Annotated in this window: 3 protein-coding genes; 1 reads left to right on the top strand and 2 read right to left on the bottom strand. The window is 63.8% G+C overall.

The window, feature by feature from the left end; genetic code table 11:
• The coding region (locus ACFWF3_RS26040; protein WP_379315936.1) for an epoxide hydrolase family protein at positions 1 to 1,146 on the top strand (1,146 nt) is incomplete at its 5' end.
• Between the two features lie 421 nt (positions 1,147 to 1,567).
• Here the strand turns inward: ACFWF3_RS26040 and ACFWF3_RS26035 are convergent.
• Positions 1,568 to 2,725 (bottom strand): fatty acid desaturase family protein, encoded by a 1,158-nt coding sequence (locus ACFWF3_RS26035; protein WP_379315934.1) that lies wholly within the window; start codon positions 2,723 to 2,725, stop codon positions 1,568 to 1,570.
• 134 nt (positions 2,726 to 2,859) lie between these two features.
• A partial coding sequence (locus tag ACFWF3_RS26030; protein WP_379315932.1) for an AMP-dependent synthetase/ligase occupies positions 2,860 to 4,345 on the bottom strand: 1,486 nt, incomplete at its 5' end.

The raw sequence follows: 4,345 nt of genomic DNA, 5'->3' as shown, positions 1-4,345 counted from the left end.
GCCCACGCACCCGACACCGACCTCGACGATCTGCGCGCACGGCTGGCCGCGGCACGACTACCGGAGCCCGAGACTGCCTATCGCGCCGCGCCCGACCCGCGCCGATGGGAGCAGGGGGTCCCGCTCGCCGACCTCGTCGAGGTCGTGAACTACTGGCGCACCGAATACAACTGGCGGTCGTTCGAAGAGCGCCTCAACCGGATCGGCCAGTTCCGCACAACCATCGACGGTCTGGAAATCCACTTCCTGCACCGCCGATCCACGCGCGCCGATGCCACCGCGCTGATCATGACGCACGGCTGGCCGGGCAGCATCGCCGAGTTCACCGATGTAGTAGACGAGTTGGCGGATCCGCAGGACGCGGACGCGCCGGCGTTCCACGTTGTCGTTCCCTCGCTGCCCGGGTTCGGTTACAGCGACAAACCGGCCACCACAGGCTGGGGGACCGAGAAGATCGCGGCCGCCTGGGTAGAGCTGATGACAAGGCTCGGCTACAACAGGTTCCTGGCTCACGGCGGCGACTGGGGAGGCAATATCACCACGGTTCTCGGTGGCAGATTCCCGGCGCATGTTCTCGGCATCCACTCGACGTTCGCCGAGGCACCGCCCGGGTTGACGACGGACGGGCTGACAGCCGCCGAGCGCACCTGGACCGAGGAGACTCGCGATTTCTGGCGGCACCGCGCGGCATACGCGAAGCAGCAGGCGACGCGACCGCAGACCATCGGCTACTCGCTCGTCGACTCACCGGTCGGACTCCTGGCCTGGATCCTCGACAAATTCGCCGAGTGGACAGACACCGAAGACAGCCCGTTCGAGACGATTTCCATTGACCGGGTTCTCGACAACGTCACGCTGTACTGGCTCACGCGGACCGGCGCATCGGCCGCTCGTATCTACTACGAAAGCCACAACTCGCTCGACCCCGAACTTCGTGTCGACGTTCCATCGGCAATCACCATGTATCCACGTGACGTCGACAAGTGCCCGCGGGTCTGGGCGCAAGAGCGGTACCGGCAGATCGTCCGATGGGGATCGCCCGCCAGCGGGGGACATTTCCCGTCGCTGGAGGTTCCCGAGTACTTCGTCAAGGACCTGCGGGAAGGTCTCGCAGCTGTGCTGGCCGCCAGGGTAGTGACTACTTGACATAATGTGCCTTATCGGCGTTTGAAGGCGGCCTGTCGGAAGGGGTTTTTGCGAATGTTTGCCGTGCATGCATAGTTGCATCGCATACTGACAGGCACTCGCTGTCGCTTCCCTGGATTGCCGCGTCGGTGTGCGCACTTCAGTACTCGCGAGCTCGATTGGCCACATCCTGGGACATCCGAAGGAAAAGCTGGCGAATCCGGATAATTCTCGGCCTGGTCGATTCATGACCGTTCCCGGCGAATGTGCTCATCGGCGAATCTGGGCCCGTATCCTCGATAAGCCGAACCGGCCGCCCAAGGCTCCGGCACTCCCCCTCCCACTTCCCCGGCTTCAATTCGTCACAGTGACGAAACTATCTAAGGTGCCTGGACGGCACACCGCATAGCTTTTATCGCGTGATGCGGTGTGCCATAGAGGATCAGACCAAAACGGCGGTGAGCCGGCGCGATTCGGTGGCCTTTTCGGAGCTGGTTTCCGGTGCGTTGTCGGCGTCGGCGGTGAGGTACTTATCGGGCAACGACAGTTTGGCGATGGTGCGCAGGGTCAGCGCGTACTGACGGACCAGGCTGCCGGTGGTGTACGGCAGGCGATATTCGGCCGCGAGCTTGCGCACTTCACGCTGAATTTCGGGCAGCCGGTTGCTCGGCAGGTCCGGGAACAGGTGGTGTTCGATTTGATGACTGAGCGTGCCGGAAAGGATGCGCATCAGGGGACCGACGTCGATATTCGCGCTGCCCAGGTATTGGCGCAGATACCATTCGCCACGGGTCTCACCCTCGATATCGCGCTTGGTGAATTTCTCCGCGCCGTCGGGGAAATGTCCGCAGAAGGTGATGATCTGCTCCCACACATTCTTGGTGAGGTTGGCGGTGACGTTCGCGCGGATCGTCGATTTCCAGTTCCGGCCGGTTACCGCCGGGAAGATCACATAGTCCTTGAGCAGCTGCTTACCTGCCTTCTGGGCGATCTCGTCGCGCGCCTGCCGGAACTTCTTCTTGTCCTTCTTGCCCGCCAGCACACGCGGGATCTCCAGGTGGTACACGCACATACCCAGCTCGTACAGCAGTGACACCGGGACGAGGTAGACGAAGTTGCCCAGGTGGTACGGACGCCAGCGCCGGTCACGGGTGATGCGGAGCAGCCCGTACCCTTCGTCGGGGTCCAGCCCGAGCACATTGGTGAAGACGTGGTGGCGGTAGTTGTGCGCTTCCTTCCAATGGGCGGCGGGCATGGAATGGTCCCATTCCCAGGTGGTGGAGTGGATTTCCGGGTCGTTCATCCAGTCCCACTGGCCGTGCATGACGTTGTGCCCGATCTCCATGTTCTCGAGCACCTTCGACAAGGTGAGCAGGCCTGTCCCCCACCACCAACTGCTTTTCCGACCCGAGTCGATCAGCACGAGCCGGGCGGCTATCTCGCATGCTCGCTGAACGCGGATGACGGTCTTGATGTATTTCGCGTCGCGTTCACCCAGGCTGGATTCGATCTGTCTGCGCAACGCGTCCAGGCGTTGCCCGAACTCTTCGATGTCGGTCGGCGAGAGATGCGTGTACGCCTCGACGTCAGATATAGCCATCTGCTGTGTTCAACCCCTGTTCCGGTGCCGCGCGCCGGGCGCGGTCCAGGTGAGAATACGAACTCGACGGGGTTGGTTCGGTACTGTGCGTGGTATTTAGTTAGACGTAACAGCCGGAAGTGCCGGAATGGGTGTCAGTGACTACTGGCGGCGGGTTCGTAGATCTTGTCCACCTCGGTGGCGTACTTCTTCATGACCTCTGCTCGCTTGAGCGACATCTTCGGTGTCAGTTCGCCGGTGGCCTCGGTCCAGTCGACGGGCAGGATGCGGACCTTCTTGATCGCCTCGGCATGGGACACCTTCTTGTTGGTGTCGGCGAGGGCCGCATCGATCTCCGCGACGAGATCCGGGTTGTCGATCAGAGCCTCGTTCGTGGTGTCGGCGGGCAGGTTGTGGCTTTGCTTCCAGGCCGGGAGTGCTTCGGGGTCGAGGGTGATCAGGGCACCGACGAACGGACGGCCGTCACCGACCACCATCGCCTGGCTGATCAGCGGGTGGGCGCGCAGCGAGTCTTCCATCAGGCCCGGGGAGACGTTCTTTCCGCCCGCGGTGACGATGATTTCCTTCTTGCGGCCGGTGATGGTGAGGTAGCCGTCGCGGTCGATGCTGCCGAGATCGCCGGTCTGGAACCAGCCGTCGGCGAAGGCGTCGTCGGTGGCCTGTGGGTTTCCCCAGTATTCGTGGAACACGACCGGGCCGCGTAGCAGCAGTTCGCCGTCGTCGGCGATCTTGACGGCGTGGCCTTCGGTCGGGCGTCCGACGGTGCCGACCCGGGTATCGGCCGGGGTGTTCACGGTGATCGCCGCGGTGGTCTCGGTGAGTCCGTAGCCCTCGTAGACGGGGATCCCGACGCCGCGGAAGAAGTGACCGAGCCGCGCGCCGAGCGGTCCACCACCGGATACCGCCGCCTCGCATCGTCCGCCGAGCGCCAGGCGCAGCTTGCGGTAGACGAGTTTGCCGAACAGGGCGTGGCGCAGTCCGAGGACGATTCCGGGGCCGCCGGTGTCCTGGGATTCGCTCCAGGCGATGGCGGTCTCGGTGGCCAGGTCGAAGATCTTTCCCTGGCCGCCGGCGTGTGCCTTCTGCTTGGCGCCGTTGAAGACCTTTTCGAACACTCGCGGCACCGCCAGGATGAAATGCGGCCGGAAGCTGCCGAACTGGTCGACGAGTGTGGACCAGTCGGAGCTGAATGCGACGACCACCTTGGCGTCGAGTGCGGCCAGCGTCACCGCGCGCGCGAAGACGTGGGCGAGCGGCAGGAACATCAGTGTCTTGTTGCCCTCGGTGACGAACTCCCCCAGCGCGATTCGGTCGGATTTCGACTCGGCGTAGAGGTTTCCGTGGGTGAGGATCACGCCTTTGGGGCGTCCGGTGGTGCCCGAGGTGTAGATCAGGGTGGCCGGGGAGCCCGCGCCGACCTCGGCTCGGCGGGTGTGTACGGCCGCGTCGTCGAGGTCGGCGCCGCGCGTGGTCAATTCCGCGACGGCACCTTTGTCGATCTGCAGGATTTCTCGCAGGTCGGGCAGGGCGCGGTCGTCGATCTCGTCGATGATCCGGCGGTGCTGGTCGCTGTCGACGATGAGCAGTTTCGTCGCGGAGTCCTGCAGGATCCACTTGGCC

Origin of the sequence: Nocardia sp. NPDC060220 (assembly GCF_042727815.1) — a bacterium.
Classification (GTDB): Bacteria; Actinomycetota; Actinomycetes; order Mycobacteriales; family Mycobacteriaceae; genus Nocardia.
The sequence above is the reverse complement of the archived record's forward strand: the minus strand, read 5'-3'. Positions and strand labels throughout refer to the sequence as shown.